This window comes from Arthrobacter sp. NPDC057388, assembly GCF_042668165.1.
Classification (GTDB): Bacteria; Actinomycetota; Actinomycetes; order Actinomycetales; family Micrococcaceae; genus Arthrobacter.
This window is the reverse complement of the sequence record NZ_JBHVBL010000083.1, coordinates 1-6,182: the sequence shown is the minus strand read 5'-3', so window position 1 is coordinate 6,182 and position 6,182 is coordinate 1. Positions and strand designations below refer to the sequence as shown.

The following is a 6,182-nucleotide window of genomic DNA, read 5'->3' as shown; positions in this document are numbered from 1 at the left end:
GCGCGGCACCGGGGCCGCGCGGGACGGGGATCTGTCACCGGCCAGTAGCTCCGGCATGACCAGTGGCTACGAGCCGACGCTGCTCGTGAACTTCCAGAGCGGAACAGTCTTGAGTCCCTGGAGCGAACTTGCGGCGCTGGACGGCAGCGTGAGTGCAAAGCAGATGTCAGCGGCGGCGCCGTCGGTCACGGTGTCACCTGCCGGGAGGTTGATTCCGGTCCCCGAGATGGTGGTCAAGGGGGATCCTGCGGGAATGATGCTGGAGCCGGCACCGCCGAAGCCTGCGGCATTGCACGATGCCTTGTCCACGCCCTGCTTCGCCTCGTACCGAAGGGCGCTGTACAGAACCGACGAGTTGGTCACCGGATCTGTGGGAGTGGACTGCACAGCCTCCGTCAGGCTGGCCACAAGCGCTTCGGAGCCGGCTGCGGCCCTCAGCTGCATCGGAGCGTAAACAGTGCTGCCCGGCACCAGGTCATCGGCGTCGACGCTGAACGTCAGTGCACCACCGGGCGCATTGTCCTGGTCGCTCCACGAAGCTGTCCCTCCCGCACCCGTCCAGGTGTTTTGCTGCATGTGGTACGTCTTGGTGCCCGGACCGCCACCGTTGTCGCTTTGGCCGAAGACCCACTCATTGTCCGTCCAGGCTGCGAGCGTGAACGCTGCGCCTACTCCCAGGACGAGTCCACTCGCCAGAATGGCCCTGACTTTCGTAGCTTTTGCGGAGCGCGGCTTCGCGCTGGTTGATGCAACCATGATTTCCCCCAGATTCAGATGTATGCCGAACGATGAAATCGGATACAAACATGGGAGAGCATCGGCATTTCCCCCAAAATCCGATAGCTCAAACTCATCATTTGCGCAGGTCAAAGTCAAGTTAATGGATTTATTGAACCCCTGGAGATCCCCGCCGGCCATGACGGAAGTCCCACCGCGCGGAAAGTGATTTAGCCCTCATTTGCTCTGCGGCGGGCCCATCCCTGCGCGATCCGGCTGCCGGATGGTGCGGTGGCCGAGCCATGCTGTTCCGACGCCTTGCTAAACTGGGGAGGACCGGTCAGGTACCGGTCCACCTCAATTCACACCACGCCGCATTCGGCATGCCTGCGGCGTGCCGGGCCTGCGGCGCGACGGCGCGACCCACCTGCAGGAGACACAGCACCATATGACCGCCCTGGCTACCGAATCCTTCCATGAACAGCTTCTGACGCGCCGTTACGAGCCCAACGTTGCCGCTGTCAACGAGCTCTGCGACACCCTGCAGAGCGCCAAGCCGGGCACCCACGTGCCGTACGTCGACCCCGCGCACGACGTCGAGGAATGCCGGATCATCAGCCTCTACTCCAACATCGGCACGGCATCGCCCACCGGCTTCATCATGCCGGGCGACGACGACGCCGCCACCCGCATGCTGGGCATCCAGTGGAAGCTGGGCCTGCGGCCGGAGTACATCATGCCCTGGAACGTCCACCCGTGGCACACGCCGGGCGAGGCGAACGGAAAGCTCACCCCGGAACAGATCCAGGCCGGCCTTAAGCCGCTGCTGAAGGTCCTGGCCCTGGTGCCCCGCGCCTCGGTCATCGTGGCACACGGCACCGAGGCCAACCGCCTGGCCGGCCTGCTGCTCAAGACCGAAGTTCCGCTGCTGTGGCGCCGGGGACTGAAGACGTACAAGGTCCGCTCGCTGAGCGGCCGCTCCTTCGCCGGGACCCCTGAGCGGCAGAAGCAGTACCTCGACGAGATGCACGTCGCCTACGCGGACGCCATGGCCCGTACGGGTATCCGGAAAGCCGGCTAGTCCCCACCGGCAACTTCAACGACGTTGTGCTGCTTGCTCTCGATCGCTGCCTTGGCGGCGGGGTCCGAGTCGTTGAGGAACTTCTCGATGCGCTCCGGCTCCTCGGCCTCGTTGATGGCCGCGGAGGCGCGGCCCAGCGAATACAGCGCCCGGAGGAAGCCGCGGTTGGGCTCGTGCTCCCACGGGATCGGCCCGACACCGCGCCAGCCACTGCGGCGGAGCGAGTCCAGTCCACGGTGGTAGCCAACCCGCGCGTAGGCGTAGGAATCGATGGTGCGCCCTTCCGACCACGCTTCCTCTGCCAGCACGGCCCACAACAGCGACGAGGTGGGATGCTTCGCTACGAGGTCCACAGCCTCAGCGCCGAGCGCGAGGTGCTGGTACACCTCGGTCTCGGCAGGCAGAAGCGTGGGCTCGGGGCCCAGCAGGTTCTTGCGGAACTCGTCGGACATGACTAGAAGGTCTTGCCGGCGGAGCCGAGCTGGTGGGTGGCTTCGACGACGCGGGCCGCGAGGCCGGCTTCGGCGGAGGCGCCCCAGACGCGGGGGTCGTAGGTCTTCTTGTTGCCCACCTCGCCGTCGACCTTCAGCACACCGTCGTAGTTGCGGAACATGTGGTCCGCCACCGGACGCGTGTAGGCGTACTGGGTGTCGGTGTCGATGTTCATCTTGATGGTGCCGTACGACACGGCGTCGGCGATTTCCTGGTCCGAGGAACCCGAACCGCCGTGGAACACCAGGTCAAACGGGTTCTCCTTGCCGATCCTGGCACCGACCTGGGCCTGGATGTCCTTCAGGATCTCCGGGCGCAGCTTCACCCCGCCCGGCTTGTACACACCGTGCACGTTCCCGAACGTCAAAGCGGTGATGTAGCGGCCGTTCTCCCCCGCACCGAGGGCGTCGACGGTGGCCAGGGCGTCTTCCACCGTGGTGTAGAGCTTTTCGTTGATCTCGTTCTCGACGCCGTCCTCCTCGCCGCCGACGGTGCCGATCTCGACCTCAAGGATGATCTTGGCTGCGGCGGTGCGGTCCAGCAGTTCACGTGCGATGCGCAGGTTTTCCTGCAGCGTCTCGGCGGAGCCGTCCCACATGTGCGAGTTGAACAGCGGGTTGCGGCCGGCCTTGACCTCAGCCTCGGACGCGGCCAGCAGCGGCAGCACGAAACCGTCCAGCTTGTCCTTGGGGCAGTGGTCGGTGTGCAGGGCGATGTTCACGTTGTAGTTCTTGGCCACCTCACGGGCGAACGCGGCGAAGCCCAAAGAACCGGCCACCATGTCCTTCGTCGAGGCACCGGACCAGTACGCTGCACCGCCGGTGGAAACCTGCACGATGCCGTCAGACTCCGCCTCGGCGAAACCACGCAGGGCAGCGTTCAGGGTCTGGGAGGAAGTGACGTTGACCGCCGGGAACGCAAAGCCGCCCTTCTTGGCACGGTCGATCATGTCGGCATAAATCTCTGGGGTTGCAATTGGCATGCTGACTCCTAAATCGAATTTCGTCTGCGGGTTGGGTAGACCCTGGAGTGAACCTCGTCGGCTAGCAACCATCCTAGCCATTTCTGTTCTGCGGCCGTGTTTCGGGTCACCCCGGACGGGTAACACTTTGCGCAGGCGGCGAAGCTGGCTAGACGTGCTGGCCGAACACGTGCCGGCGCACCCACGCGTGCATGGCGATCGCCGCAGCCGAGCCGGCGTTGATGGAGCGCGTGGAGCCGAACTGTTCGATCGATAGCGTGGCTTCAGCGGCAGCGTGCACCTCGGGAGTCAGGCCCGGGCCCTCCTGCCCGAACACCAGCACGCACTTCTGCGGCAGCTCGTAGGTCTCCAGCGGGACTGAATCGGGGAAGATGTCGATCCCGATGATGGCCAGCCCCTCCGCCTGGGCCCAGGCCACGAAGTCCTCCACGGTGGGGTGGTGGCGGACGTGCTGGTAGCGGTCGGTGACCATCGCCCCGCGGCGGTTCCACCGGCGCCGTCCGATGATGTGGACCTCCTTGGCGAGGAACGCGTTGGCGGTGCGCACCACGGTGCCGATGTTCAGGTCGTGCTGCCAGTTCTCGATGGCGATATGGAAGTCGTGCCGCTTGGAGTCCAGGTCCGCGACGATCGCCTCATGCCGCCAGTACCGGTACTTGTCCACGACGTTGCGCCGGTCGCCGTCGGCCAGGAGGTCCGGATCCCAGTGGTCACCTGCGGGCCATTCACCCTCCCAGGGCCCGACGCCGACCTCCGGTTTTTGCTCAGGCGTCCCGTCCTGGTCTGGCGGGGATGGTTCTGGCTGGGGTTCGGGTGTCCCGGGCGTTTGCGTCACCCCTCAACACTAGACTGGGCTCCGAACGCAAACATCTCGGTGAAGGATAAACATGGCAGAAGCGGACAAGGTAAAGACATCGGCGGCCGTGTACCGCAGCGGCCAGGAGATCGAGTGCTGGCTCACCGACATGGACGGCGTCCTGGTGCATGAGAACCAGGCCGTCCCCGGGGCAGCGGAACTGATCCAGCGCTGGGTGGACACCTCCAAGCGTTTCCTGGTCCTGACCAACAACTCGATCTTCACCCCGCGCGACCTCGCGGCCCGGCTGCGGGCCTCCGGCCTGGAAATCCCGGAGGAGAACATCTGGACCTCAGCGCTGGCCACGGCCCAGTTCCTGAAGGACCAGGTGTCAGCCGGCGGGATCGACAGCGGAAACCGCGCGTACACCATCGGCGAGGCCGGACTGACGACGGCGCTCCACGAGGCAGGCTTCATCCTCACCGACCAGAACCCCGACTTCGTGGTGCTCGGCGAAACCCGCACCTACTCCTTCGAGGCGATCACCACCGCCATCCGCCTCATCCTCGCCGGCGCACGCTTCATCGCCACCAACCCGGACGCCACCGGCCCGTCCAAGGAGGGCCCCCTCCCGGCCACCGGTGCCATCGCCGCGCTGATCACCAAAGCCACCGGCCGCGAACCGTACATCGTGGGCAAGCCGAACCCCATGATGTTCCGCTCGGCCATGAACCAGATCGACGCGCACTCGGAGACCACCGCCATGATCGGCGACCGCATGGACACCGACATCATCGCCGGCATGGAGGCCGGGCTGCACACCGTCCTGGTGCTCAGCGGCATTACGCAGCGGGACGAGATCGCCTCCTACCCGTTCCGCCCCAACCAGGTGCTGGCCTCCGTCGCGGACCTCAAGAACCAGATCTGACGGCGGCCGCGGGCGCTGGCCGCGGGGGCCCGGGCCGGCCGGGTCGCCCGGGCTGGCCGGGTCAGAACGGGGTCATCTTCCCGCCGCCTCCGGGCAGCGGGAAGATCTCGTTTTCCAGGTCCTCGAGGATGGGCCGGTACACGAACGGGTTCCAGCCCGGGCTCGCGTGGGCCGGCAGCGCCCCTGTGGTCTGCCGGTCGGCCGCGACCATGTTGGCGGCGAACGTCCGGGCCCATGAATCACGGGCTGTCTGGTAGTTGACGGTCTGGTCCCGCGGATTTCCGATATAGGCCATCCGGGTGTCGCCGATCTGCCCCGCGAAGCGGGTGGCGTCGAAGTGGTAGATGTAGGCGGACTCCGTCTGGACCAGCACGCTGGACGGCGCGATCGGGGACAGCTGCTCCAGCGTCTGGTCGAGGATCTGGCGCCAGGTGCGCTCGTCCTTGTGGACCACCCTCTCCCCCAGTTCGTAGCCGCCGCGCAGCACCGACGGGATCCGGAAGCCGCTTTCGTAGAGGAACACCACGCCGTCAAACCAGCTCTGGTCCAGGACGTCGAACTTGCTGTAGGGGCTGCAGTCGAGCACGATCAGCTCAACCTTCACGCCATGCAGCTCCAGCAGCCGGGCGGCCACCTGCGTCGCCACCATGCCGCCGAAGCTGTGACCGTAGAAGTACAGCGTGCTGAGGTTGTGCGCCCGGACGTGCTCGATCACCGCGATGACCAGCTGGTCAATGTCCAGCCCCAGGTTTGAATATCCGGCTGCGGCGAGCTGGCCGCGCAGGCGGAGGCTGCCCCGCAGCGAGTTGAGGATCCACTGGGCTTCTTCCCAGCTTGTCTTGTACCCGGGGAACAGGATCCAGCTGGCGTGCGGAAAGTAGCTCTGCGCGAAGTCGTCCTCAACCACCAGGATCTTGTGGACCTGCCGTTCCTCCTGGACGCGCTTGGTGAACAGCATGTCCGCAGCCAGGACAGTGGAAGCGCCGGCACCGGTGAGGAAGGTCCGGCGGGAGAAGCGCTTCAGGTCTGCGGCACGCCGGAGCAGCCGGGCAGCGTCCGCGCCCGGCGCCTTCTGCCGGTCCGTCTGGCCGGCGGCCCCTTCATATGGCACTGGACTACCCTAGGCACAGCCAAGCCGGGCAACACAAGCGGGCGGACGCCTTCTGGCCCGGGTGATGTTAAAAGC

At 65.9% G+C, this 6,182-nt stretch carries 7 protein-coding genes; 2 read left to right on the top strand and 5 right to left on the bottom strand.

Translation table 11 applies throughout. The annotated features are described in order from the left end of the window. Nucleotides 1-66: 66 nt before the first annotated feature. Nucleotides 67-756, bottom strand: coding sequence for a SipW-dependent-type signal peptide-containing protein (locus tag ACFUTU_RS21000; RefSeq protein WP_377967856.1), 690 nt, complete (start codon nt 754-756; stop codon nt 67-69). A gap of 409 nt (nt 757-1,165) precedes the next feature. Here ACFUTU_RS21000 and ACFUTU_RS20995 point away from each other — a divergent pair, with 409 nt between their 5' ends. Further along, entirely contained in the window at nt 1,166-1,798 is a 633-nt protein-coding gene (locus ACFUTU_RS20995; protein ID WP_377967854.1) for a uracil-DNA glycosylase, read from the top strand. On the opposite strand, the gene ACFUTU_RS20990 is transcribed toward ACFUTU_RS20995, so the two are convergent. The 3 genes from ACFUTU_RS20990 to ACFUTU_RS20980 form a co-directional block, all read right to left on the bottom strand. Beyond that, on the bottom strand, nt 1,795-2,250 hold the full coding sequence (locus ACFUTU_RS20990; RefSeq protein WP_377967852.1) for a DUF3151 domain-containing protein: 456 nt from the start codon (nt 2,248-2,250) through the stop codon (nt 1,795-1,797). The genes ACFUTU_RS20995 and ACFUTU_RS20990 overlap by 4 nt on opposite strands. A 2-nt stretch (nt 2,251-2,252) precedes the next feature. Continuing rightward, nucleotides 2,253-3,272, bottom strand: a complete 1,020-nt coding sequence (fbaA, locus tag ACFUTU_RS20985; RefSeq protein ID WP_377967850.1) for a class II fructose-bisphosphate aldolase — start codon at nt 3,270-3,272, stop codon at nt 2,253-2,255. A gap of 148 nt (nt 3,273-3,420) precedes the next feature. After that, entirely contained in the window at nt 3,421-4,107 is a 687-nt protein-coding gene (locus tag ACFUTU_RS20980) for a TrmH family RNA methyltransferase (protein WP_377967848.1), read from the bottom strand. Nucleotides 4,108-4,159: 52 nt separating this feature from the next. Here ACFUTU_RS20980 and ACFUTU_RS20975 point away from each other — a divergent pair, with 52 nt between their 5' ends. Further along, nucleotides 4,160-4,996, top strand: a complete 837-nt coding sequence (locus tag ACFUTU_RS20975; protein WP_377967846.1) for an HAD-IIA family hydrolase — start codon at nt 4,160-4,162, stop codon at nt 4,994-4,996. A gap of 61 nt (nt 4,997-5,057) precedes the next feature. Here the strand turns inward: ACFUTU_RS20975 and ACFUTU_RS20970 are convergent, their stop codons facing one another. After that, entirely contained in the window at nt 5,058-6,107 is a 1,050-nt protein-coding gene (locus ACFUTU_RS20970; RefSeq protein WP_377967844.1) for a thioesterase domain-containing protein, read from the bottom strand. Nucleotides 6,108-6,182: the final 75 nt, after the last annotated feature.